Origin of the sequence: Micromonospora sp. M61 (assembly GCF_018070245.1) — a bacterium.
GTDB lineage: Bacteria > Actinomycetota > Actinomycetes > Mycobacteriales > Micromonosporaceae > Micromonospora > Micromonospora zamorensis.
This window is the reverse complement of the sequence record NZ_JAGPYA010000046.1, coordinates 22,343-44,370: the sequence shown is the minus strand read 5'-3', so window position 1 is coordinate 44,370 and position 22,028 is coordinate 22,343. Positions and strand designations below refer to the sequence as shown.

Annotated in this window: 24 protein-coding genes; 10 read left to right on the top strand and 14 right to left on the bottom strand. The window is 71.4% G+C overall.

Annotated elements, in window-relative coordinates:
* The first annotated feature begins 135 nt into the window (after window positions 1-135).
* On the top strand, window positions 136-1,179 hold the full coding sequence (locus tag KBX34_RS23795; protein ID WP_307871479.1) for an IS30 family transposase: 1,044 nt from the start codon (window positions 136-138) through the stop codon (window positions 1,177-1,179).
* A gap of 62 nt (window positions 1,180-1,241) precedes the next feature.
* On the opposite strand, the gene paaE is transcribed toward KBX34_RS23795, so the two are convergent.
* From paaE to paaA, 5 genes are read right to left on the bottom strand one after another with little or no spacing between them, the layout of a single operon-like run.
* Window positions 1,242-2,351, bottom strand: a complete 1,110-nt coding sequence (gene paaE / locus KBX34_RS23790; protein WP_210792575.1) for a 1,2-phenylacetyl-CoA epoxidase subunit PaaE — start codon at window positions 2,349-2,351, stop codon at window positions 1,242-1,244.
* Window positions 2,348-2,824 carry a 1,2-phenylacetyl-CoA epoxidase subunit PaaD gene (gene paaD / locus KBX34_RS23785; protein ID WP_088951117.1) on the bottom strand — a complete coding sequence of 159 codons (477 nt, stop codon included), beginning with the start codon at window positions 2,822-2,824 and terminating at the stop codon, window positions 2,348-2,350. The genes paaE and paaD overlap by 4 nt, the downstream gene beginning before the upstream one ends.
* Window positions 2,818-3,543, bottom strand: coding sequence for a 1,2-phenylacetyl-CoA epoxidase subunit PaaC (gene paaC, locus KBX34_RS23780; RefSeq protein ID WP_088951116.1), 726 nt, complete (start codon window positions 3,541-3,543; stop codon window positions 2,818-2,820). Before paaC ends, paaD begins: the two co-directional genes overlap by 7 nt.
* Window positions 3,540-3,824 (bottom strand): 1,2-phenylacetyl-CoA epoxidase subunit PaaB, encoded by a 285-nt coding sequence (gene paaB, locus KBX34_RS23775; protein ID WP_088951115.1) that lies wholly within the window; start codon window positions 3,822-3,824, stop codon window positions 3,540-3,542. Before paaB ends, paaC begins: the two co-directional genes overlap by 4 nt.
* The gene (gene paaA / locus KBX34_RS23770; RefSeq protein ID WP_088951114.1) at window positions 3,821-4,900 is read right to left on the bottom strand and encodes a 1,2-phenylacetyl-CoA epoxidase subunit PaaA; all 1,080 of its coding nucleotides are present in this window, start codon (window positions 4,898-4,900) and stop codon (window positions 3,821-3,823) included. Before paaA ends, paaB begins: the two co-directional genes overlap by 4 nt.
* Before the next feature lie 370 nt (window positions 4,901-5,270).
* Between paaA and KBX34_RS23765 the strand changes: the two genes are divergently transcribed.
* Together KBX34_RS23765 and KBX34_RS23760 are read left to right on the top strand one after the other, a co-directional pair.
* Window positions 5,271-6,263, top strand: a complete 993-nt coding sequence (locus KBX34_RS23765; protein WP_210792576.1) for a hypothetical protein — start codon at window positions 5,271-5,273, stop codon at window positions 6,261-6,263.
* Window positions 6,263-7,225, top strand: a complete 963-nt coding sequence (locus KBX34_RS23760) for a hypothetical protein (RefSeq protein WP_210792577.1) — start codon at window positions 6,263-6,265, stop codon at window positions 7,223-7,225. The genes KBX34_RS23765 and KBX34_RS23760 overlap by 1 nt, the downstream gene beginning before the upstream one ends.
* A 69-nt stretch (window positions 7,226-7,294) precedes the next feature.
* Here KBX34_RS23760 and KBX34_RS23755 read toward each other — a convergent pair whose 3' ends face one another.
* The 3 genes from KBX34_RS23755 to KBX34_RS23745 all read right to left on the bottom strand — a co-directional run bounded on the left by KBX34_RS23755 (window position 7,295) and on the right by KBX34_RS23745 (window position 10,188).
* Entirely contained in the window at window positions 7,295-8,146 is an 852-nt protein-coding gene (locus tag KBX34_RS23755) for a menaquinone biosynthetic enzyme MqnA/MqnD family protein (protein ID WP_088951111.1), read from the bottom strand.
* Entirely contained in the window at window positions 8,098-9,489 is a 1,392-nt protein-coding gene (locus KBX34_RS23750; RefSeq protein WP_210927016.1) for an MFS transporter, read from the bottom strand. The genes KBX34_RS23755 and KBX34_RS23750 overlap by 49 nt, the downstream gene beginning before the upstream one ends.
* Window positions 9,490-9,603: 114 nt before the next feature.
* Entirely contained in the window at window positions 9,604-10,188 is a 585-nt protein-coding gene (locus tag KBX34_RS23745; protein WP_088951109.1) for a helix-turn-helix transcriptional regulator, read from the bottom strand.
* Window positions 10,189-10,368: 180 nt separating this feature from the next.
* Here KBX34_RS23745 and KBX34_RS23740 point away from each other — a divergent pair, with 180 nt between their 5' ends.
* Together KBX34_RS23740 and KBX34_RS23735 are read left to right on the top strand one after the other, a co-directional pair.
* Window positions 10,369-11,619 (top strand): HNH endonuclease signature motif containing protein, encoded by a 1,251-nt coding sequence (locus tag KBX34_RS23740; protein ID WP_210927013.1) that lies wholly within the window; start codon window positions 10,369-10,371, stop codon window positions 11,617-11,619.
* Between the two features lie 307 nt (window positions 11,620-11,926).
* Window positions 11,927-14,083: an AAA family ATPase gene (locus KBX34_RS23735; protein WP_210927011.1), complete on the top strand. Its 2,157-nt coding sequence runs from the start codon at window positions 11,927-11,929 to the stop codon at window positions 14,081-14,083.
* On the opposite strand, the gene KBX34_RS23730 is transcribed toward KBX34_RS23735, so the two are convergent.
* The 4 genes from KBX34_RS23730 to KBX34_RS23715 are packed head-to-tail and all read right to left on the bottom strand — an operon-like array spanning window position 14,072 to window position 16,361.
* Entirely contained in the window at window positions 14,072-14,689 is a 618-nt protein-coding gene (locus KBX34_RS23730; RefSeq protein ID WP_210927009.1) for a hypothetical protein, read from the bottom strand. The two genes, KBX34_RS23735 and KBX34_RS23730, sit on opposite strands and share 12 nt — an antisense overlap.
* Window positions 14,686-15,033: a YbaB/EbfC family nucleoid-associated protein gene (locus KBX34_RS23725; RefSeq protein ID WP_099849887.1), complete on the bottom strand. Its 348-nt coding sequence runs from the start codon at window positions 15,031-15,033 to the stop codon at window positions 14,686-14,688. Before KBX34_RS23725 ends, KBX34_RS23730 begins: the two co-directional genes overlap by 4 nt.
* Window positions 15,034-15,042: 9 nt before the next feature.
* Entirely contained in the window at window positions 15,043-15,969 is a 927-nt protein-coding gene (locus KBX34_RS23720; RefSeq protein ID WP_141907592.1) for a WXG100 family type VII secretion target, read from the bottom strand.
* Window positions 15,966-16,361, bottom strand: coding sequence for a WXG100 family type VII secretion target (locus tag KBX34_RS23715; protein ID WP_143743148.1), 396 nt, complete (start codon window positions 16,359-16,361; stop codon window positions 15,966-15,968). Before KBX34_RS23715 ends, KBX34_RS23720 begins: the two co-directional genes overlap by 4 nt.
* A gap of 131 nt (window positions 16,362-16,492) precedes the next feature.
* Here KBX34_RS23715 and KBX34_RS23710 point away from each other — a divergent pair, with 131 nt between their 5' ends.
* The 5 genes from KBX34_RS23710 (at window position 16,493) to KBX34_RS23690 (ending at window position 19,984) form a co-directional block, all read left to right on the top strand.
* Window positions 16,493-17,119, top strand: coding sequence for a transporter (locus KBX34_RS23710; protein WP_141907590.1), 627 nt, complete (start codon window positions 16,493-16,495; stop codon window positions 17,117-17,119).
* Window positions 17,120-17,127: 8 nt separating this feature from the next.
* Complete coding sequence (locus tag KBX34_RS23705; RefSeq protein ID WP_210927007.1) at window positions 17,128-17,439, top strand: transcriptional regulator; 312 nt, start codon at window positions 17,128-17,130, stop codon at window positions 17,437-17,439.
* The gene (locus KBX34_RS23700; RefSeq protein ID WP_210927005.1) at window positions 17,436-18,377 is read left to right on the top strand and encodes an ABC transporter ATP-binding protein; all 942 of its coding nucleotides are present in this window, start codon (window positions 17,436-17,438) and stop codon (window positions 18,375-18,377) included. The genes KBX34_RS23705 and KBX34_RS23700 overlap by 4 nt, the downstream gene beginning before the upstream one ends.
* Window positions 18,378-18,387: 10 nt before the next feature.
* Window positions 18,388-19,125: an ABC transporter permease gene (locus tag KBX34_RS23695; protein ID WP_088951100.1), complete on the top strand. Its 738-nt coding sequence runs from the start codon at window positions 18,388-18,390 to the stop codon at window positions 19,123-19,125.
* Between the two features lie 94 nt (window positions 19,126-19,219).
* Entirely contained in the window at window positions 19,220-19,984 is a 765-nt protein-coding gene (locus tag KBX34_RS23690) for a VOC family protein (protein WP_210927003.1), read from the top strand.
* Here KBX34_RS23690 and KBX34_RS23685 read toward each other — a convergent pair.
* Entirely contained in the window at window positions 19,934-20,770 is an 837-nt protein-coding gene (locus KBX34_RS23685) for an ABC transporter ATP-binding protein (RefSeq protein WP_210927001.1), read from the bottom strand. The two genes, KBX34_RS23690 and KBX34_RS23685, sit on opposite strands and share 51 nt — an antisense overlap.
* 104 nt (window positions 20,771-20,874) lie before the next feature.
* Window positions 20,875-21,936, bottom strand: coding sequence for an iron ABC transporter permease (locus tag KBX34_RS23680; RefSeq protein WP_172862255.1), 1,062 nt, complete (start codon window positions 21,934-21,936; stop codon window positions 20,875-20,877).
* Between the last annotated feature and the right edge of the window lie 92 nt (window positions 21,937-22,028).

Sequence of the window (22,028 nt, the reverse complement as noted above, 5' to 3'; positions counted from 1 at the left end):
CGCCCAGCGCCCGGCATTCCGCTCCGCCTCCCGTGACGTGCACCCCAGCGTCTGAGAGCTGTCCGGAGGGCCAAGATCTTGGACAGTTTCCGTCAGCGCGGCGGGCTCAACTGGTGGTTGCAACACCCTTCCGTGATGTTCGTTGGGGTGGTTATGGCGTCGAGGTTGAGTCCGTTTGAGCGGGAGCAGATCGGGTTGGGTCGGGCTGCGAGTGAGTCGTTGCGGTCGATCGCGCGAAGGTTGGGGCGGTCGGTGTCGACGATCTCGCGGGAGGTGGGTCGGTTCGAGCGTTATGGGCAGCGGTATCAGCCGTTGATGGCGCAGTGGGCGTCGTTTCTGCGGCATAACCGCTGCGGGCGGGTGGCGCGGTTGGCTGTTGACGGGCCGTTGCGTCAGGTGGTGCTGGATATGCTGCGTCGACGTCGTTCGCCGCAGCAGATCAGTGCCCGGCTGCGGGCGCAGTTCCCGGACATGCCGGAGATGTGGGTGTCGCACGAGACGATTTACCAGGCGATCTATCTGCAGGCGCGGGGCAACCTGCGCGCGGAGTTGACGCGGCAGGTGGCGTTGCGGTCGGGTCGGGCCGCTCGCCGCCGTCGGGCCGCGCCGGCCGGGGCGGTGCGCTCGGCTAGGCCCTGGGTGAACCTGCGTATCGCTGACCGGCCAGCTGAGGTCGCTGACCGGGCGGTGCCCGGGCACTGGGAAGGTGACCTGCTCGAAGGCGTCCGTCGGGGCGGGCGTGGTGGTTCCGCGATCGCCACGTTGGTGGAACGCGCTACCCGGTTCGTGATCCTGGTCGGGCTGCCTGAGGGCAAGGTCTCCGAGCACGTCGTGTCCCAACTGGCCGCCGCGATGACCTGGCTCCCGCAACGGTTACGGGCCTCGCTGACCTGGGACCAGGGCGTCGAGATGGCCCGGCACCGTGACTTCACCATCGCCACCGACTGCCCGGTCTACTTCTGCGACCCACACAGCCCCTGGCAACGCGGCAGCAACGAGAACACCAACGGACTGCTGCGCCAGTACTTCCCCAAAGGCAAATTCGACTTCACCACCATCGACCAGGCCGGCCTCGACCACGTCGCCGACGAACTCAACGACCGCCCCCGCATGACCCTGGGCTGGGCCACCCCAGGTGAGAAGATGACCCAGCTACTCGGTGTTGCAACCACCAGTTGAGCCCGCCCGCCGAACGGAAACTGTCCAAGATCTACGCAAGGCGACCCCGTCGTTCGGCGTCGTCATGCGTCGTAGTCGACAGTGAGCTTGTCGGTCGTCGGGCTGGACTGGCAGGTCAGGACGTAACCGGCGGCCAGCTCGTCGGGCTCCAGGGCGTAGTTGCGGGCCATCGTGACGGCACCGTCCACGACCTTCGCCTTGCAGGTCGAGCAGACACCACCCTTGCAGGCGTACGGCAGCTCGCCGCGAACCTTCAGCGCGGCGTCCAGCACCCGCTCCTCGCGACCCATCGTGAAGCTCGACGAGCGGCCGTCCAGCACGATGGTCACCTCGGCCCCGGCGCCCACCTGGTCGGTGGGCCGGCGGACCGGCTCCGGAGGCGCGTCGACGTGGAACAGTTCGGTACGCACCGCCGACTCGGGAAGCCCGCGCGCGGTCAGCACGTCCCGGACGTCGACCACCATGCCGTACGGGCCGCAGAGGAACCATTCCTCGACCAGGTCGCCCGGCACGATGCTGCCCAGCAACTGGCCCAGCCTCTCGGCGTCGATGCGCCCGGAGAGCAGTGGTGACTCGCCCTGCTCCCGGGACAGCACGTGCACCAGGTGCAGCCGGGTGGGATAGCGGTCCTTCAGGTCGGCCAGCTCCTCGGCGAACATCACAGTGTTCGCCGTGCGGTTGCCGTACACCAGGGTGAACGTGCTGGCCGGCTCGACGGCCAGGGCGGTCGCGACCAGCCCGAGCACCGGTGTGATGCCGGAGCCGGCGACGACCGCGCCGTAGTGGCGAACCCGGTCCGGCGCGAAGGCCGTCGTGAAGGTGCCCAGCGGCGGCAGCACCTCGACCGTGTCGCCGCCGCGCAGCGCCCCGCAGGCGAACGCCGAGAACGCGCCGCCGGGGATCTCCCGCACCCCGATCCGCAACCGGCCGCGCCGGGTCAGGTCGTCGGGAGTGGAGCAGATCGAATACGACCGGCGCACGTCCGAGCCGTCCTCAGCCACCCGCCGCACCGTGAGGTGCTGGCCCGCCCGGAACGCGAACGTGTCCCGCAACTCCTCCGGTACGGCGAACGTGACCGCCACGGAGTCGTCGGTGAGCCGGTCGACGGCCGCGACCGACAACGGGTGGAAGGCCGGCCGGCGACGGACCGGGCGGGTGATGGTGACAGTCACAGCGCCTTCAGGTGGTCGAAGGGTTCGGAGCAGGAACGGCAACGCCACAGCGCCTTGCACGCGGTGGAGCCGAACCGGCTGACCTGCTCGGTCTCCGGCGAACCGCACTGCGGGCAGCGGACCGCGAGGGTCAACGACACCACGCCGGCGGCCGGCACCGGGGCCGGCGGGGCGATCCCGGCGGCGGCCAGCTTGGCCCGCCCACCATCGGAGATCCAGTCGGTGCTCCACGGTGGGCTGAAGACCGTGCGCACCTCGGCGTCGGCGTGGCCCGCGACCGCGAGCGCGCGGCGGATGTCGGCCCGGATCACGTCCATCGCCGGGCAGCCGGTGTAGGTCGGGGTGATGGTGACGGTGACCCGACCACTGGCCGGATCCTCCTCGACCGCCCGCAGGATGCCCAGCTCGTCGATGGTGATCACCCGGATCTCCGGGTCCACCACCGACGCGGCCGCCTCCCTGGGGTTCACCACTGCGCTCCGGGGTGGGCGCGGTGCAGCACCTGCATCTCGGCGAGCAGGTAGGCCAGGTGCTCGGTGTGCACGCCGGTTCGTCCACCGGCCGGCGCCCAGCCGCTTCCCGGCAGGGTGAGCGTCGCCTCCGCCAGCACCGCGCCGACGGTCTCGTCGAACGCCGGCCGCAGGGTGGCCGGGTCGACCGGCGCCGCCGGGTCCGCGGCGAACAGCTCATGGGTGTACGGCCACACCTGGTCGACGGCGGCCTGCATGCGACGGTGCGACTCCTCGGTGCCGTCGCCGAGCCGCTTCACCCACAGCGCGCCGTGGTCGAGGTGGTACGCCGACTCCTTGCGCGCCTTCGCGCCGATCGCGGCCAACCGCTCGTCCGCGCAGCCGGCCAATGCCGTGTACAGCGGCAACTGGTACGCCGCCAGGAAGAACAGCTTCGCCATCGTCACCGCGAAGTCGCCGTTGGGCAGCTCGACCAGGAGCGCATTACGGAACTCGCGGTCGTCGCGCAGGTACGCCAACGCGTCCTCGTCCCGGCCCGCGCTCTCCAGCTCGCCCGCGTACGACAGCAGCAGGCGGGCCGCGCCGAGCTGGTCGAGGGCGATGTTGGCCAGCGCCACGTCCTCTTCCATCTCCGGGGCGCGGGTGGTCCACTCGGCCAGGCGCTGCGCGGCGATCAACGCGTCGTCGCCGAGGCCGAGGGCGAAGTCAAAGGGTCCATTCACAGGTGGGCCACCCCGTCCGGCACCTCGTAGAAGGTGGGGTGGCGGTAGACCTTGTCGGCGGCCGGGTCGAAGAAGGCGTCCTTCTCGTCCGGGCTGGACGCGGTGATCGCGCCGGCCGGCACCACCCAGATCGACACGCCCTCCTGGCGACGGGTGTAGAGGTCCCGGGCGTTGCGCAGGGCCAGCTCGGCGTCGGGGGCGTGCAGGCTGCCGACGTGGGTGTGCGACAGCCCGCGCCGCGCCCGCACGAAGACCTCCCACAGAGGCGAGTGATCCGTCATGCCGCTACCTTCTCCCGCTGTTCTGCCCGCTTCGCGGCGTACGCCGTGGCGGCCTCCCGTACCCATGCGCCGTCGGCGTGTGCGGCCCGGCGGTGGGCGATCCGTTCCCGGTTGCACGGCCCGTCGCCGGAGATGACCCGCATCAGCTCGTCGTAGTCCGGCTGGGTGTAGTCGTGAGCCTGCCGTTCCTCGTTCCAGCGCAGATCCGGATCGGGGATGCGCAGCCCGAGGATCTCGGCCTGCTGGACGCACATGTCGACGAAACGCTGCCGCAGGTCGTCGTTCGAGAAGCGCTTGATCTTCCAGGCCATCGACTGACCGGAGTGCGTGGAGTCGCCGTCCGGCGGGCCGAACATGGCCAGCGACGGGTACCACCAGCGGTCCACCGCGTCCTGAGCCATCGCCTGCTGCCCCGGGGTGCCGTGCGCCAGGGTGTGCAGGATCTCGTAGCCCTGCCGCTGGTGGAACGACTCCTCCTTGCAGACCCGGATCATCGCCCGGGCGTACGGGCCGTAGGAGCAGCGGCACAGCGGCACCTGGTTGACGATCGCCGCGCCGTCCACCAGCCAACCGATCGCGCCCACGTCGGCCCAGCTCAGGGTGGGGTAGTTGAAGATCGAGCTGTATTTCTGTCGCCCGTCGAGCAGCAGCCGGACCAGCTCGTCGCGGCTGATGCCGAGGGTCTCGGCGGCGGCGTAGAGGTAGAGGCCGTGGCCCGCCTCGTCCTGCACCTTGGCCAGCAGGATCGCCTTGCGCTTGAGTGACGGCGCCCGGCTGATCCAGTTGCCCTCCGGCTGCATGCCGATGATCTCGGAGTGGGCGTGCTGCGCGATCTGCCGGATCAGCGTCCGGCGGTACGCGTCGGGCATCCAGTCGCGTGGCTCGATCTTCTGCTCGGCGTCGACCACCTCGGCGAAGTACGCCGCCAGGTCCTCGTCCGGGGCTGGGCCGCCACGCCGTCCGCGCGCTGCCGCCGCGCGAAGCTCGGCCTCGGCGGCCTCGACCTCACCCAGCAGGCCGCTACCGGGGGCGTCGTCCGGGGTGCCGTTCGGGGCGGAGAAGTCGTTGCCATACATGACGCTAAGTGTTACAGCTTGCGCCACGTTGCACCAGGGGGTGTAACAGGAATCCGAGGATCCCATCCGTAACGGAATGAGCGCTTTGCGTCACCTGGATCGCCGGACGTCGCAGTGACTTGGGCCACGAAACAAAGGTGAATCCCCGCAAGAACCGCATACCGGTCCCATATCGCGTCTTTATGGCGACGTGCCTGGTGTCGGACTCTGGCGGGTCCGGCAACCGGACGTAGACTTTCCGCCGTCACACCGATCGGCTTCAAACGATCGCCGTACGACAGAGGCCACCTCCCCCGGCCTTGGCGATCAGCCGGTTTGTCCGGACAACAAGCCGGTCCCCCCGGCCCTGACACCTGGAGCTCACCCACTCATGCGATCTCGCGTGACCATGGTGCTCGCCATCACGGCGGTCCTGCTCGGCGGCGTCCTACTGGTCCCCGCCGCGTACGCCCGCCTCTCCGACGGCGACAGCAGCGGAGGCGGAGGCGGCGGTGCCGCCTCGACCGTCGCCGCGCCCGCGCCCACCCCGCCGCCGCCGCCCACGCTGGCGGCCGGACCCGTGTCGGTGAGCTTCCAGGGTGAGTTCTTCTCGTGGGCGCTGCTGGACCGGCAGACGGGCACGATCTCCGGATCGCCGAACATGACCGCGACCAGCTCCACCGAGTCGATGATCAAGGCGTGGATCGTCTCCGACTATCTGCGGCAGCTCAAGAACAAGGAGCCGTCCGCAGCGATGAAGGAGATGGCTCGAGTCGCCATCGTCGACAGCAACGACGGGGCTGCCAACAAGGTGCACGCTGCTGCTGGCGGCTCGTACAAGCCCTCCAACAGCAGCACGCCCGACGCGGTGATCCAACGGGCGATCACGATCTGCGGGCTGACCGACACCAAGCGCGGCAACGTCAAGCCGTACACCGGTTACTGGAGCTTCACCCGGATGTCCCCCCGCGACGCGGTCCGGCTCGGCGACTGCATCGCCGACGGCAAGGCCGCCGGGCCCAAGTGGACCAAATGGGTGCTGGACCAGATGAGCAAGGTCAAGGGCACCACCGCCAAGAAGGACCAGAGACCAGACTCCGGCGGTGGACGCTGGGGGATCATCGACGGTCTGCCCAAATCGATCACCGCGCAGGGCCCGGTCAGCATCAAGAACGGCTGGACCCCGATCAACTACGACGGCAACTGGCACGTCAACTGCCTCGCCGTCAACGACAAGTGGAGTCTCGCGGTGATGCTGCGCTACCCGCAGAAGAGCGGTCTGGACTACGGCGCGAAGGTCTGTGCCAGCGTGGCCACCCAGCTGGTCACCCCGCAGCCGGGTGCCGCGCTCAAGGTGCCGCAGCAACCGGTCGGGAAACTCTGATGGCCGGCAACCGTCGGGCCGCCCGGCGCGAGGGCGCTGACGCGTCCCCCCTTCGGCTGGTCGCGATCGCGGTCATCCTGATCGGCCTGGTGCTGGTGTCGCTGCGGCTGCTGCCCGGGTCGCCGTTCGAGTCGTCCGCCGCCGCCAAGTGGGGAAACGCCGGCACGACGACCAACGACCGGTCCACCGGCAAACCCACCGACCGCAGCGCCCGCCAGCCGGCCCCGCCGTCGCCAAGCCCCAGCCCCTCCCTGGCACCGCTGCCGTTCGCGGCCAAGGACCTCGACCTGGACATCGAGGGCTGGTATTCCTGGAGCGTGCTGGACCGTCGGACCGGGCAGATCATCGGCTCCAGGAACATGGGCGAGACCAGCACCACCGCCTCAATGATCAAGTCGTGGATCGTCGCCGACTACCTGCGTCGCGCGGCCGACGCCGGTCAGACCCCGAGCGACGCGAAGCTCGCCGACGCGACGCGGATCATCCGGGACAGCGACAACACCCGGGCCGAACAGTTCTACAACCAGGTCGGCCGGGACGCCTCGATCAAGCGGCTGATCTCCATGTGCAAGTTGACCGACAGCAGCGTCGCCCCCGACCGCGGTTGGAGCCGCACGGCTCTCTCCCCCCGGGACACCGCCCGCCTGGGCAACTGCATCGCCACCGGCACCGCTGCCGGGCCGAAGTGGACCAAGTGGCTGCTCAACGAGATGAAGCTCGTGCGCGGCGCCGGGGACTTCGGCATCCGCAAGGCCTTCCCGGCCGCCGAGCAGAAGCAGATCGCCATCAAGAACGGGTGGATCGACCGGACCAGGGAGCAGGAGATGCACATCAACTGCCTGGCCATCGGCGACACCTGGACGATGGGCGTGATGGTGAAGTACCCGATCGACAAGGGCTACGACTACGGCATGAAGAACTGCGAGAAGATCACCGAGGCGCTGCTCCGCCCCGGTGCCTGAGCCCCGCCGGCCCCGGCCGGCTGCTCAGCTGGCCCGCGCAGGCTGGCTGGCAGGGGCCGCGCCCGCCGCTCAGCCCGCGAAGAACTCCGGGCCGCCGTCCGGCAGTGCCGGGGCCTCGCCGATGGCGGTAGCCCGCCGGGCCCACTCCCGCAGCCCGGCGACCTGACGGTCACCGAGGGAGAAGTCCAGGGTCCGGAAGTACGTGGCCAGCGTCTCCGCGTCGAACGTCTCCCACCGGGCCGCCGCCTCGGCGACCTGGTCCAACTCGGCCAGGCAGAGGTCCCGCGAGCGCAGGAACGCCTCGTGCACCTCCTTGACCATGCCCGGATGGGCGGCGGCGAAGTCGCGGCGGACTGCCCAGACGGCGAAGACCATCGGCAGGCCGGTCCACTCCCGCCACGCCTGCCCGAGATCGGTGACGGTCAGGCCCCGCTGGGGCGCCTCGTAGTACGCCCGCAGCGCCACGTCACCAATCAGCACCGCGGCGTCGGCCTCCAGCAGCATCTGGGTCAGGTCCGGCGGGCAACGGAAGTAGTCGGGCCGCACGTTGTACTGCTCGGTGAGCAGCAGTTGAGCCAGCATGACCCCGGTCCGCGACGTCGAGCCGAGCGCCACCCGGGCGCCGTCCAGCTCGGCGAGGGGTCGGGTGGAGACCATATTGACCGAGAGCACCGGCCCGTCGCTGCCCACCGCCAGGTCCGGCAGGAGCAGAAGCTCGTCGGCGTGCTTCAGGTACTCCAACAGGGTGATCGGGCCGATGTCGAGGTCGCCGGCGACCAGCGCAGCGCTCAACCGGTCCGGTGAATCCTTGTGCAGGTCGACGTCGAGCAGGGCGCCGGAGCGCATCAGACCCCAGTAGATCGGCAGACAGTTCAGGAACTGGATGTGCCCGACCCGCGGGCGTGCGATGCGCTCAGCCATGACCCGACCGTATCCCCGGCCTCCGGCTCCGGCTCGGCGGGCCGGCCCGAAGTGGCCAACCCCGCATCCGTGCCAGCGGCCTGGGGATGTCGGAGGGCTTCGTCCGGCACCGGCCGTCGTACCGCCCGGGCGACGACCGGCACGAACGCCAACACCACCACGAGCCCGGCCGCGCCCGCTGCGGCGATCAGTGGTCGGGGCGGGACGACCGTGAGCAGCGCCCCACCGATCAGATAGCCGGCCATCGAGCCACCCTGCACCGCAGCGCCGTAGCTGGCGTACGCCCGGCCGCGCATCGCCTCCGGCACCCGGCGGCTGGTGAGCAGGTTGGCGAAGACGTTCTCGCCGCCGTTCGCCGCGCCGGCCACCAGCCAGAGCGGCACGAGCAGGGCGGCCGTCGGCACCGTCGCGGCGATCAGCACCAGCAGGCTGCACATGGCCAGCGTCACCAGCACCCCACGGATGAGCGCCCCGTCGTGGTCGAACCGGCGGGCGAGTCGGGCGGCAATCCAGCTGCCGGGCAGCATGCCGGCCATCCATGCCGCTCCCACCAGGCCGTACGTGGTCGCCGAACCGTGCAGCGTCTCCCGGATGAAGAAGACCTCGATCACGTTGATGCCGCCGATCGCCGCGATCACCACCGCGGTGCTGGCCACCATGACCAGCATCAGCGGGTCACGGCGCAGCCGCCAGCCCATCCCCGTACCGCTCGGGTCGGCCTGGTTCGCGGGGCGTCCCCCGCCCGCCGGCCCGGCCGCGGCGGGCCGCCGGCCGCCCCGCCGGGTCCGTAGGAGCAGGCCCGCGACCACCAGCGCCAGGTAGGTCACGGCATCGAGAAGCAGGGGTACGCGAGTGCCGAACTGCCCCACCAGCAGGCCGGCCAGCACCGGCCCGCCGAGCGCGCCGAGGGAGACGGCGTTCTGACTGATCGCGCTGGCCCGGGGCAGGTCGGCCGGGCGGACCATCGCCGGCAGCAGCGCCGCCAGGCAGGGCTGGGTCACCGCGAGCCCGCAGGCGAGCAGGGCGACGAGGCCCACGACCAGGACCGGGTGCTCGGCGACGGCGAGCAGCGTACAGATGACAGCCTGCGCCAGCCCGACGGTGACCAGCAGGGTGCGGCTGTCCACCCGGTCGGCGAGCCGTCCGGTGAGCGGGGCGAGCACCACCAGGGGCAGGGTGGCCGCGAGCAGCAGCCCCGACACGGCAAGCCCTCCGGCGCCGGAGCCCTGGAGCGCCAACGCGAGCGCGGTGGCGGCCAGAAAGTCGCCGCAGATCGTGGTGCCACGGGCGGTGGCGGCGAGCCAGACGTCCGACCAGCGCGACGGCTCAGTTGTGAAGGACATACTTCGAAAATAATACTTCACAACTGATCAGCACAACCCCCTGCCGCCGCCACGACGGTGAATGGCCGGTCGGCGATCAACCCGCGTGCGGCTCGGCGCACCGCGACCGTCCAGTCAGGCCAGCGGCACAGCCCGGTACTGCACGGCGACCATGCGGGCCCCCGCCGGAGGATCGGCCTGGCGCAGGCGAGCCCGGTACGGCTGCAGCATGGTCATGACCGCCTGGTTCACCTCGGCCAACTCCTCAGCGGTGAGCAGCAGCAATGTGTCGTTGAAGAGCGCGGCGTCGTACCACTCGGCGGGCTCATCCCCGGCGCGCCGCAGCCAGTCCCGGGTCCGCTCCATGGCCCGAACGGCATGCGCCTCCACCAGCGCCTGCTCGGCCGCGCGCGCCTCGGGCCCGGCATCGCGACCCGCCTCGACCCACACACTCACACTCGGCACTCGCCACAGCCGCTCGCGCGCGTCCCCGCGACTCGGCGCCTGCTCGACCAGGCCGAACTTCGCCAGCGCGCGCAGGTGGTAACTGGTCGCGCTCGGCGACAGCCCGACGATCTCCGCGCACTCGGTGGCGGTCCCACCGCTCTCCCGGCTACTCAGGTATTCCATGATCGCGATCCGGGCCGGATGAGCCATCGCCCGCATCACCTGCGGGTCACTGATCGTCATCCGACGGGAATCGGGGCTGGCCTCGGTCATGAGCCCATGATCCCGGGCGGCTCCCCGACCCGCCATCACCCCCGCTCTCCCCGACCAAGCCTGCCACCTCGGTGACCGACTCAGCTCGGGTCAGCGAGCCGGCAATGTCGGGTGGATTGGGTTGTTCCGCGTCGATCAACACGGACCGAAACTGTCGTACACCTGTTCTAGTCTCGGTCTATGTTGAGGGCGTTGGCGCAGGCGGGCGGTGCCGTCGACGACTGTGCCGGCACCTCGCTGTGGGCGCTCTCCGACGACGACCTGCTCGCGTGTCTCGACGCGACCCACGTGCTGGCGCAGCGGTTGGCTACCGTCCAGCTCGGCCTGGTGCGCGAGGTCGACTCTCGCGGCCTCGCGGTCGCCCAGGGTGCCTCGTCCACGTCCGTCTGGCTGCGGGAACGGCTGAGGCTTTCCAGTCGCTCCGCCCGCCAGTTGGTCCAGCTCGCCGCCGCCGTCGACGCGGCACCGCAGGCGGTGCGTGACGCACTGCTCAGCGGCGCGATGACCGTCGAGCAGGGTCGGGTGGTGGCAGAGACGATCGCGGCCCTGCCGCCCGAGGCCGGTCCGGAGGTGGCGGACAAAGCCACTCAACTGCTGGTCAGCTGGGCCAACCGCTTCGATCCGACCATCCTCAGCCGGCTCGGGGAGCGCGTCCTCACGCACGTCGCACCGGATCTGGCCGACCAGGCCGAGCTGGCCGCCCTCGAAAAAGCCACCGAGCGGGCCGTGGCCCGTCGGCACGTCACGCTCTCCGAGCAGCAGGACGGGCAGGTACGCCTCAGCGGCAACCTCGACACCGAAACCGCGAGCCTGCTACGGGAGGCGATCGACCCGCTCTGCGCCCCGGCCGGCGAGCACGACGACCGCAGTCCCGGTCAGCGCCGAGCTGACGCGCTGGGCGAGGTCTGTCGTTTGGCGCTGCGCACCGGCCAGCTGCCCGACAACGGCGGCGACCGGCCGCAGCTCGTCGTGACCGTGTCGCTGGACGAGCTGGTCAACGGCGTACGCGCCGGCGCCCTGGAGACCGGGACACCCCTCACGCCGGGCGCGATCCGCCGTCTCGCCTGCGATGCGGGCGTGCTGCCGGCGGTGCTGGGCGGCGACAGTCAGGTTCTGGACGTCGGGCGCCAGCGCCGGCTCTTCAACGGCCCGTTGCGCCGGGCACTCGTGCTGCGCGACGGCGGTTGCGCCTTTCCTGGTTGTGATCGGCCACCCCGATGGTGCGACGGTCACCACGTCCGGCACTGGGCAGACGGCGGAGCCACCGCGCTGGGCAATGCCGTGCTGCTCTGCGGCTACCACCACCGGCTCATCCACCGCGGCGACTGGCTGGTCCGCATCGCGCCCGACAGCCGGCCGGAATTCCTCCCGCCCAGCTGGCTCGACCCGCTACGCGCACCACGACGCAACCTCTACCACCGGCGCCGCTGACACCCGGCAGACGTGCCGTCGCCACCCGAGACAGGGATCAACCACCCGGGCCGACCGCTGACGTCGGGGCAGCGCGTTGCTACCCGACGACACGCCCACTTTCGTGCGCCGCGCCCGGCGACACGCCCTCTCGTACGGATGGTCGCGTGGGTAATTCGGTGGAACGGTCAGGCTGGGGAGCGTAGGGTTGCAGCCCGCTTGACGGCCGAGGTGATCTGCACCGGAACGGACGTCTTCGCGCCGGGCGGCCGGCCATCCGCCCCCGGACACGCGAGCGCGCAGCAGATGTGAACGATGGGACGTCAGCATGCCCGCACTTGACCTCGACACCCACCTCGACACGGATCTGGCCGCCGAACGCACGCACCTCGCAAACTCGCGGGCAGCGCTACGCCGGATGCGGGAGCGGGCCGAAGCCCTCTTCTCGACCGGTGACCAGGTTGCCGGCGACGCCTACGCGGCCGAGACGCTGGGTCGCACCCTGGCCCGCCGGGTGGCCGAGCTGGCGGACGACCCGACCACGCCGCTCTTCTTCGGTCGCCTCGACTTCACCGGAACCACGGACCACGAAACCATCGACAACGCGACCGCGGACAGCGAGGCCACCAGCAGCGGGTCTACCGACGGCCGCCCGGCGCAGGGCGGCAGCGGCAGCGGCAGCGGCAGCGGTGATCATGAAGGCCGGCGGTACCACGTGGGGCGGCGGCACGTCACTGACGAGCTTGGCGAGCCGTTGGTGCTGGACTGGCGGGCACCGGTCTCCCGGTCGTTCTACCGGGCCAGCGCGCGGGATCCGCAGGGGGTGGCCGTCCGGCGGCGGTTCGGGTTCAGCAACGGCGTGCTGACCAGCTTCGAGGATGAGCGGTTGGATCGGGGCGAGGAACTCGGCACGACCAGCCGAATCCTCACCTCCGAGATCGAACGACCGCGCGTCGGGCCGATGCGGGACATCGTCGCGACCATTCAGCCGGAGCAGGACGAGCTGGTCCGGGCCGACCTGGCCGACTCGATCTGTGTGCAGGGAGCACCGGGGACCGGCAAGACGGCTGTCGGCCTGCACCGGGCCGCGTACCTGCTGTACCTGCATCGGGAGCGTCTGCGACGGGCCGGTGTGCTGATCGTCGGACCCAACCGGGCGTTCCTGTCGTACATCGCGGCAGTGCTTCCGGCGCTCGGCGAGGTCGAGGTCGAGCAGGCCACGGTGGAGGAGTTGATCTCCAGGGTGCCGGTTCGGGCGGTCGAGGCGCCGACGGTCGCCACGCTCAAGCACGACGTACGCATGGCGAGCGTGCTGCAACGCGCGGTGCAGGCACAGATCGACACGCCCACCGAGTCGATCACCGTGTCGGACGGTTCGTTCCGGTGGCGGATCGGTCTGGAGCCGTTGCACCGGATCGTCGAGGAGACCCGCCGGGAAGGTCTGCCGTACGGCACCGGCCGGGAGCGCGTCCGGGCGCGGGTGGTGAGCCTGCTGCAACGGCAGGCCGAGGCCCGTCGGGCCGAGTCGCCCGGTGATGCCTGGCTGCGTCGGATGAGCCGCTGCCGCCCGGTGGTCGACTTCCTGGACGCGGTCTGGCCGGCACTCACCCCGGAAGGGCTGGTGCACAGCCTGCTCTCCGACCCGGATCGGCTGGCCGCGGCGGCGGACGGCCTGCTCAGCGACGCGGAACAGGCGTTGCTCGTCTGGGCGAAGCCGGCTCGCACCCCCAAGGCGACCCGCTGGACCGCCGCCGACGCGGTGCTGATCGACGAGGCGACCGGGCTGCTGGAACGACCCTCCGGGTTCGGGCACGTGGTGGTGGACGAGGCGCAGGACCTCTCCCCGATGCAGTGTCGGGCCATCGCCCGGCGCAGCGAGCACGGCTCGATCACCCTCCTCGGTGACCTGGCCCAGGGCACCGCGCCGTGGGCGGCCACGGACTGGAAGGAGTCCCTCGCCCACCTGGGCAAGCCGGACGCCGTGGTGGTCCCGCTGACGATCGGTTTCCGGGTGCCAGCCGCGGTGGTCGCGTTCGCGAACCTGCTCCTTCCGGCGCTCGCTGTGGACGTACCGCTGGCCGAGTCGCTACGGCACGACGGCGGCCTGGACGTGCGTACGGTGACCGACCTGACCTCGGCGACGGTGGCGGAGGTGCGCTCGGCGCTCGCGCACGACGGCTCGGTCGGTGTGATCGCCGCGGACGACGCGGTCGACGGGTTGCGCGCCGCACTGGCCGACGCCGGTGTCGCGACCGCGACCGCCGACGACGTGGCGTCCGCGGAGCGGGTCACCCTGGTGCCCGCGACGCTGGTCAAGGGCCTGGAGTACGACCATGTGGTGGTGGTCGAGCCGGCCGCGATCGTCGCGGCCGAACCGCGTGGGCTGCACCGGTTGTACGTGGTGCTCACCCGAGCGGTGTCCCGGCTGGCGGTGCTGCACCACGAGCCGCTGCCCGCGCCGCTCGTCGGCGGGTCAGCCGGCTGACAGGGCCGCCGCGACCTCCCGCAGGGGGCGGCCGGAGTCAGCCAGTGGCACGTGGAACGACAACCACGACCCGTCGGCAAAGTCGATCCGCAGCCGCTTCCAGTTCAACCGGTACCGGCCGACCCGGGCGGTCACGGCCGTGCGCGGCACCAACCCGAGCAGCTCGATGTCGGCCTGCGCCCGTTCGTCCGCCGCTGAGCTGGAGAGCAACCCGACCGGTGCTGTCGCGCCGACCAGCAACCGCTGGTCGGTGACCCCCAGCACGATGTCGCGGACGCCGGAACCCTTCGCCGTCACGGTCAGGGCGTGGTGCAGCAGGGAAGCCTGCGAAGGCTTCCCTGGTTCGCCTCGACCTCCGACGCCGAAGAAGAGCCAGTCGACGGCGTCGTCCGCCCGACCGAAGGTGATGTTCGGCGACAGCACGTTGAGCAGGGCACCCAGGAAGCCCGGCCCACCCGGGATGGGTGGCGCCGACGGCTGCGGGGGTGCCGCCGGGGTCAGCCCTCCCCCCGCTCGGACCCGGGCCACCGCACGCACCTGCTCTCCGGCCGCTAGCAGCCGCGTGATCCCCTCGACGTACCGCGCCTGACTGCCGTCGACCGTCATCGGCGCTCCTCGTGGTCGCCGGGCCGGCGCGGGCCGGCACCTGGTTCCCCGATGACCTCACCGACCAACTCCCGGACCTGGGCCGCAGCGGCCTCCTGCGCCCGGTTGGCGGCTGCGGTGAACTCCTCGGCCAGGCTGTAGGAGTCCAGTCGCATCGCCCGCGCGTTCAGCTCCGCAGAAACGATCTTCCCGTCGGCGGCGGCGGTGACGCGCACCAGGCCGGAGTCGCTCACCCCCTCGGCGCTGGTCTGCTCCAGCTCCGCCATCCGGTCGGCGAGCTGCCGCTGCCAACCGTCCAGGTTGCGGGCCAGCGCCTCGATGCGGTCCAGGGCGGGGAAGGTCATGGCTGCCTCTCAGTTCACGATGGAGTCGAAGACATTCTGCACACTCTTGGTGTACGGGCCCAGGTCATCGCTGTACGTGCCGTCCACGAGGTAATTGCGGTCCTTCTGCCCGTCGGAGATGTCGTGCAGGCCCACACCGGTGTCCAGCAGTGCGCCGCCGAAGCCGGGGACGTTGACCGGCGAGACATGGTTGATGACGAACTTGCCGGGAAAGAGGGTCTTGAACTTCTCGATCTGGAAGGCACGCCCCTCCGGCGTCCAGCCACCCTTGGTAATCAGCTTGTACTGCTTTTTCCGCTTCTTGAGCTCCATGACGGTGTTGGCGTACTCGCGGAGCTGCCCGGCGACTTTGCCCAACCGAGTGGCGAGGCGGGTGAGCACCTCGGCGAACCGGGCGACGATCTTGACCATCCGACCCACGGTGGTGGCCAGCCGGGCCAGCACCCGGACCACAGTGGCGGCCAGCGAGACGCCGGCGCTCAGCGCCGCGGCCACCGCCGCGATGATCACCTCGGTGAGGAACCAGAGCAGGAACTCGAGGATCAGCTCGACCAGCAGGTTGAACGCGTCGACCGCCGCGTTGGCCGCCTCGACCAGCACGTCCTTGGTGCCGTCGAGCCCTCGGGCCAGCTCCTCGATCGCCTTTTCCACCGACTCCATCGAGGCGTGGAAGCTCTCTGCGGCGTCGCCCTTCCAGTTGCCGCGCAAGCGGGCCCGGTCGGCGATCTGGTCGCCTGCGATCTCCCGGACCGCCGCGCCGGTGTCCAGGCAGACCTGCGCCGCCCGCATCAGGTCGTCCGGTTCACCGGCGACCAGTTCCAGCAGTTGCTCGAACGGCCAGAGCACCGCGTTGGAGAGCGGCTTGAAGGGCTCCGGAGTGCCCGACACGATCTGCTCGAAGTAGGTCTTGTTGCGGTGCAACGCCTCCGTGCTCATGCGGGCACCGGCCCGCTCGGAGCGCCGGTGCCACCCGACCAGGGGCCGGGAGCGATGAGGTCGGGAGCTGGCGGGCGGCCGGGCACGAACATGTCGGTGTTGGCCACGTCGGTGCCGGTGTAGGCACCGGCAGTGTCGCTGACCCCCTCCGCGATGTCCGCCATCATTTCGGCGCCGTCGGCGAGCCCCTGCAGGCACGCCTCGAACTGCTCGGCGTACGCGGCGGCGAGGCCGAACGACGCCGGCATCACCCCGAACGCGTGCCGGGGCACGTGCCCGTCGCCAAATGAACGGTGCAGCTCGCGGAAGCGGGCCGCCCGGTCGTTGGACGTCTTGGCGAACGCCGCCAGCGCCTCCGGCTGGACCTCCAGGTCTCTGCTCGGGCTCGACACGGACCCTCCCCTGTGTCCTGTGCGACCGGTCAGCCGCCACGGTTCCCCACCATAGGCACTGCGCGCCGCTGTCGTAACCCGGACGCCGAGCGGGACACCGCGTTCGGACTTTGCATCGTAAAGTAGTTTGCGTGCACCTAGACGATGACCTTCCACCCGCCGACGCGGCAGCGGCCCTCCGGCTGATCCAGGACCAGCGTTCCGCGACGGCACGGCGCCTCGATCCCGACGCCCGCCTGGTCTACTGGCCCTGGGGAGTCGCCTGGCTGGTCGGCTTCGGGCTGTTCTTCCTGCGGTTCTCCCCCGACGACCGGGAGCTGCTCCGGCTGCCGAGCTGGCTGCCGCTGACCGTCCTCTTCGCGCTGCTCGTGGCAGCCGGAGTGATCCAGGCAGTGGTCAGCACACGGGCCTACGGCCAGGTGATCGGTGACTCCGCCCAGCGTGGGCGCTGGTATGGGTGCACGTGGGCCCTCGGCTCCGTGAGCATCTACGCGGGGCTCGGCCGGATCTCCGAGCACCTACCGGACGATCTGGCGGGCCTGGTCTGGTCGGCGACCGCCGTCGGGCTGACCGGCGCGCTACACATGGCCGGTGGAGCGATCTGGCTGGATCGGGACCTTTTCCGGCTGGGCGTCTGGATCAGCGTGATCAACCTGGCCGGTGTGATCGCCGGGCCCGGCTGGCACGCGCTGGTCATTGCGGTGGCCGGCGGCGGCGGGATCCTGGTCGCTGGCGCGATCGCCCGACGGCGACAGTGACACCGCCGATGAGCGAACTGGACCCGGTCATCCACGCGCAGGCTCGGCTCCGGGTGGTCGCCAGCCTCTCCGCTCTCGGCGACGGCGACCTGATCGCCTTCCCCCGGTTGCAGGAACTGCTCGCGATGACCGCCGGCAACCTCTCCGTGCACCTGCGCAAGCTCGAGGAGGCCGGCTACGTGGAGATCAGCAAGACCCACCGTGGACGCACCCCGGCAACCCTGGTCCGGCTCAGCCGGCGGGGCCGGCTGGCGTTCGAGGAGTACACCGAAGCGATCCGCACCCTGCTCGACCCCACCCCGTCGAAGGAGCAGACATGACCCTCGCCCGCGCCGACCAGGCCAGTCGCCGGTACGGCGACGTCCTCGCCCTCGACCGTGTCGACCTGGAAGTCCGGGCCGGTGAGCTGGTCGGCCTGCTCGGCCCGAACGGCGCCGGCAAGAGCACACTGATGAACCTGCTGGTCGGCCTGCGCCGGCCCAGCTCGGGGCGGGTCGAGCTGTTCGGCGGCGACCCCCGCGACCCGGCGAACCGGCGGCAGATCGGGGTCACCCCGCAGGAGACCGGCCTGCCGGGCACACTGCGCGTCGGTGAGGTCGTCGACTTCGTCTCCGCGCACTACCCGGACCCGGTGCCCCGCGGTGAGTTGCTCGACCAGTTCGGCCTGGGCGACCTCGCCCGACGGCAGACCGGAGGCCTCTCCGGTGGGCAGCGTCGCCGGTTGGCGGTGGCGTTGGCATTCGTCGGCCGACCCCGGCTGGTGCTGCTCGACGAACCGACCACCGGTCTGGACGTCGCCGCCCGGCACACCCTGTGGGAGGCGATCCGCGCGTTCCACGCCGACGGCGGCACCGTGCTGTTGAGCAGCCACTACCTGGAGGAGGTGGAGGCGCTGGCGCACCGGGTGGTGGTGATCGGGCAGGGCCGGGTGCTCGCCGACGACACGGTGGACGCCGTGCGCGGCATCGTCGGCGTACGCCGGGTCAGCCTTGTCGCCGACCAACTGCCCGATCTGCCCGGCGTCGTCCGCACCGAACGGGTCGACGGCCGGCTGCACCTGCTCACCACCGACGCCGACGAGCTGGTCCGAGCGCTGGTCACGGCCGGAACGGCCTTCACCGACCTGGAGGTACGACCGACCTCGCTGGAGGAGGCGTTCCTCGCCATCACCAGCGGGGACGCGCCCGCTGGGGACCAGCCGGCCACCGAAGGCCGAGCCACCACCGCCGCTGCCGGCGGCCAACCCACCACAGTCTGAGGAGGCCACCGTGCAGCTCGCCCTGGTTCACGCCCGCTACCAACTCCTGGAGATCATCCGGATTCCGGTGGCCGTCGTCGGCAGCGCCTTCTTCCCGGCCGCCGCCATGATCTTCTTCGTGGTGCCGTTCGCTGGTGACGACGCGGCCGGTGCCACCTTCGCCACCGCCTCGATGGTCACCTTCTCGGTGATGAGCGCCAACATCTTCCAGTACGGCGTCGGCGTCGCCGAGGACCGCGACCAGCCCTGGAACCCGTACACCCGGACCTTGCCGGCCGGGCCCGCGCCCAGGTTCGCGGGCCGAGTGCTGGCCGGCCTGGCGCTCACGTACCTCTCGCTGATCCCGGTCGTGGTGATCGGCGCGACGCTGACCGCGGCCCAGATCACCCCCGCGGCCCTACTGCTGACCATCGGCACCGTGGCCGTCATCTCGGTGCCGTTCACTCTGATGGGCCTCGCGATCGGCTACTCGCTGCCGAGCAAGGCGGCGATCGTCGTGGCGCAGGTCGTCTTCCTGCCGCTCGCGTTCGGCGGCGGCCTGCTCTCCGCGCCGGGTGAGGCACCCGGGTTCATCGAGACGATCGCGCCGTACCTGCCCACCCGGGGCGCGGCCGAGCTGATGTGGTCGGCGGTCGGCGAATACCGCGTCGAGCCGCTGGCGATGATCATGCTCGGCGTCTGGGTGGTGCTGCTCGCAGCGCTCGCCGGTTGGGCGTACCGACGGGACGAGGGTCGCCGGTTCAGCTGACGATTCGTCCGTTTCCGCCCCGGGCCGCGGCGGGACGATGCCAGGATTCCGGCAGGGGGTCGCCGTGACCGCCCGGGCCGAGAGGGGTCTTGACGTGAGCACCGTCCCGCCGGGTACGCCCTGCTGGGCCGACCTGGCCACCCCGGACCTGACCGAGGCGCGACGCTTCTACCCGGAGTTGTTCGGCTGGACCGGCCGGGTGACAGCGGAGCCCGAGGCGGGCGGCTACACGGTCTTCCTGCTCGACGGCAGGCCGGTGGCCGGGGCCGGGCCACCGGCGATCCCGGACCAGGTGCCGATCTGGTCGACGTACCTGGCCACCGACGACGCGGAACTGGTCGCCGGCCGGGTCGAGCGGGCCGGCGGGCAGGTCGTCGTGCCGCCGTTCGAGGTCTTCGACCGGGGCTGGATGGCGGTCTTCGCCGACCCGGCCGGCGCCACGTTCAGCGTCTGGCAGCCCTTGGCCATGGCCGGGGCCGAAGTGTTCAACGTGCCGGGCGCGATGAGCTGGAACGAACTGGTCACCCCCGACCCCGAGGGCGCGAAGGTCTTCTACGAGCTGGTGTTCGGCTGGCAGCCGGACGACCAGGCGGTGGGCCCCATGACGTACACCGGCTGGCGGCTCGGGACGCAGATCGTCGCCGGGATGATGCCGCCGCTGGCCGACGACTTCCCGGCCGACCTGCCCGCGTACTGGACGGTGTACTTCGCGGTGACCGACGCGGACGCCGCCGCGGCCCGCGCCGCCGAGCTGGGCGGAACGATCCTGGTCCCGCCCCGGGACATCCCGGCGGGCCGGTTCGCAGCCCTACGCGACCCCCAGGGCGCCCTCTTCTCCGTCATCGACCTGGGCCCCTGACCCGGACGATCTGGCGCGAGGGCGGACCGGGACCACCAGTGGGCCGTGGGTGCCGGGGACGACCCGGACGCTGGCCCGGTAGTGGGTCGCCAACAGGTGCTCGGTCAGCACCTCGGACGGGGTTCCGGCGGCCACCACCTGACCGCTGGCGAGCATCACCATCCGGTCGGCGTACTCGCCGGCCAGGGAGAGGTCGTGCATCGTGGCGAGGACGGTCAGGCCGTGCTCGCGGCGCAACTGGTCGACCAGTTCCAGCACCTCCTGCTGGTGCCCGATGTCGAGTGCGCTGGTCGGCTCGTCGAGCAGCAGCAACGTCGCGCCCTGGGCGAGCGCCCGGGCGAGGAACACCCGCTGCCGTTCGCCTCCGGAGAGGGTGGCCAGCTCACGGCGGTGGAAGCCGGTGAGGTCCAACCGGCCGAGCACCTCGTGCACGGCGTCGAGGTCGGCGGTCGACTCCCGGCCCAGCGTGGGGATGTACGGGGTGCGGCCGAGCAGCACGTAGTCCAGCACCGACATGCCGGGCGGCACCACCGGCGACTGTGCCACGGTGGCCACCACCCGGGCGCGGTCCCGGCGGCGCAGCGCGGTGCTCGCCGTACCGAACAGGGTGATCGCCCCCGGCGCGGACAGCAGGCCGCCGACGGCGCGCAACAGGGTGGACTTGCCGGCGCCGTTCGGGCCGATCACGGTGACCCACTCGCCGACGGCGACGGTGAGGTCGACGCCGGTCAGGATCGGTGTGCCGCCGAGGTCGACGTGCAGCCCACGCACCTCGACGGCCGGCACACCGCCGTCGCCACCCCCGGACGAAAGACCCCCGGACGAAGGACCCCCGGACGGAAGGCTGCCAGGCGGGCGACCGCCGGGCGGGCCGGCGGTGGGTTCGCGGCTCACGTGAGCACCCGTCGGGCGGTCCGCAGCACGATCACGAAGAACGGGCCGCCCAGCAGGGCGGTCACCACCCCGATCGGCACCTCGGATGGAGCGGCGACGGTGCGGGCCACCACGTCGGTCAGTGCCAGGAACGCACCGCCGAACAGCAGCGACAGCGGCAGGATCGCCCGGTAGCTCGACCCGGCGAGCAGCCGGACGGTGTGCGGCACGATGATGCCGACGAAGCCGATCAGGCCGGTCGCGGAGACCGCCGCAGCGGTGCCCAGGGAGGCTGCGGCGATCAACAGGTAGCGGGTGCGCTGCGGGTGCAGGCCCAGACTCCTCGCCTCGTCGTCACCGACCGCGAGGACGTCCAGCTCGCGGCGGTGCAGCAGCACCACCACAGTGGTCAGAGCGGCGTACGGCAGCACCAGCAGCACGTCGTGCCAGCCCGCGGTGGCCAGCCGGCCGAGCAGCCAGGAGTAGACCGGTTGGATGCTGTCGGAGTGTCGTTGCAGCAGGTACGTCTGCCCGGCGGAGAGGAACGCGGAGACCGCCACTCCGGCCAGGATCAGCATCGCCGGTGAGCCGCCGCGTCCGCCGGCCGCGCCGAGCACGTAGGTCATCGTGACGGCGAGTAGTGAACCGGCGAAGGCGGCCAACGGGATGGTCATCGGCAGCCCGGAGATCGCGCCCTGCCGGCCGGCGCCGCCCAGGGCGATCGCCGCGGTGACCGCAAGGCCGGCGCCAGCGGCCACGCCCAGGAGGTACGGGTCGGCGAGCGGGTTGCGGAAGACGCCCTGGTAGCAGCCGCCGGCGAGGGCGAGCAGCCCGCCGACCAGGAGGCCCAGCACCACCCGGGGCAACCGCAGCTCGGTGACGATCGCGATCTCCCGCTCGGAGAGACCGCTGTCGAGGTGCACCCCCGGGATCAGGTTGAGCAACTCGGCCGCGACGCTGCCCGCGGGCAGGCTGACCGGGCCGAGCGACACCCCGGCGACGAGCGCGACGAGCACCGCGAACACCCCGGCGACCAGCCACCGCTTGCGCAGCCCAGCGGGCCGGGCCCTTGAGGGCAGCCGGGCGGCGGAGGGCGCGGACGACGACGGCCCGGACGCCGACCCGGCGGGCCGGCTGCCGAATCGCAGCCCGGCCCGGCGGGACGGAGGCG

Excerpts from the sequence above, each read along its gene's own strand:
- KBX34_RS23745 (WP_088951109.1), bottom strand. The coding sequence starts at position 10,188 with ATGACCGAGGCCAGCCCCGATTCCCGTCGGATGACGATCAGTGACCCG.
- KBX34_RS23765 (WP_210792576.1), top strand. The coding sequence starts at position 5,271 with ATGCGATCTCGCGTGACCATGGTGCTCGCCATCACGGCGGTCCTGCTC.
- KBX34_RS23720 (WP_141907592.1), bottom strand. The coding sequence starts at position 15,969 with ATGAGCACGGAGGCGTTGCACCGCAACAAGACCTACTTCGAGCAGATC.
- KBX34_RS23700 (WP_210927005.1), top strand. The coding sequence starts at position 17,436 with ATGACCCTCGCCCGCGCCGACCAGGCCAGTCGCCGGTACGGCGACGTC.
- KBX34_RS23725 (WP_099849887.1), bottom strand. The coding sequence starts at position 15,033 with ATGACCTTCCCCGCCCTGGACCGCATCGAGGCGCTGGCCCGCAACCTG.
- KBX34_RS23750 (WP_210927016.1), bottom strand. The coding sequence starts at position 9,489 with ATGTCCTTCACAACTGAGCCGTCGCGCTGGTCGGACGTCTGGCTCGCC.
- KBX34_RS23740 (WP_210927013.1), top strand. The coding sequence starts at position 10,369 with ATGTTGAGGGCGTTGGCGCAGGCGGGCGGTGCCGTCGACGACTGTGCC.
- KBX34_RS23760 (WP_210792577.1), top strand. The coding sequence starts at position 6,263 with ATGGCCGGCAACCGTCGGGCCGCCCGGCGCGAGGGCGCTGACGCGTCC.
- KBX34_RS23795 (WP_307871479.1), top strand. The coding sequence starts at position 136 with ATGTTCGTTGGGGTGGTTATGGCGTCGAGGTTGAGTCCGTTTGAGCGG.
- KBX34_RS23705 (WP_210927007.1), top strand. The coding sequence starts at position 17,128 with ATGAGCGAACTGGACCCGGTCATCCACGCGCAGGCTCGGCTCCGGGTG.
- KBX34_RS23730 (WP_210927009.1), bottom strand. The coding sequence starts at position 14,689 with ATGACGGTCGACGGCAGTCAGGCGCGGTACGTCGAGGGGATCACGCGG.
- KBX34_RS23735 (WP_210927011.1), top strand. The coding sequence starts at position 11,927 with ATGCCCGCACTTGACCTCGACACCCACCTCGACACGGATCTGGCCGCC.
- paaA (WP_088951114.1), bottom strand. The coding sequence starts at position 4,900 with ATGTATGGCAACGACTTCTCCGCCCCGAACGGCACCCCGGACGACGCC.
- paaB (WP_088951115.1), bottom strand. The coding sequence starts at position 3,824 with ATGACGGATCACTCGCCTCTGTGGGAGGTCTTCGTGCGGGCGCGGCGC.
- KBX34_RS23755 (WP_088951111.1), bottom strand. The coding sequence starts at position 8,146 with ATGGCTGAGCGCATCGCACGCCCGCGGGTCGGGCACATCCAGTTCCTG.